The organism is Streptococcus oralis (genome assembly GCF_001578945.1).
GTDB classification, from domain to species: Bacteria; Bacillota; Bacilli; order Lactobacillales; family Streptococcaceae; genus Streptococcus; species Streptococcus oralis_Q.
Genome location: NZ_KQ969655.1, coordinates 1 through 296 on the forward strand (window position 1 = coordinate 1; position 296 = coordinate 296).

1 pseudogene is annotated in these 296 nt (G+C 45.6%); it reads right to left on the reverse strand.

Annotation, left to right across the window (positions count from 1 at the left end):
• Positions 1-296: pseudogene (locus SORDD16_RS10245) on the reverse strand (signal recognition particle protein); the annotation flags it as partial.

Genomic DNA, 296 nt, shown 5'->3' on the forward strand with positions numbered 1-296 from the left:
CTTGACATACGGTCTGGGTGGAAGGTTTCGATATCTGTAATCTTTTCACCCGTACCAGTGAACTTGATAGGTTTACCAGTGATGTGACGAACAGACAAAGCCGCACCACCACGAGTATCCCCATCAATCTTGGTAAGGATAACCCCAGTCACTTCCAACTGGGCATTAAACTCACGAGCAACATTAGCCGCTTCCTGACCAATCATAGCATCAATGACGAGGAGGATTTCATTTGGTTGGGCTAAGGCCTTAACATCACGAAGTTCATTCATCAAAAGCTCATCAATCTGCAAACG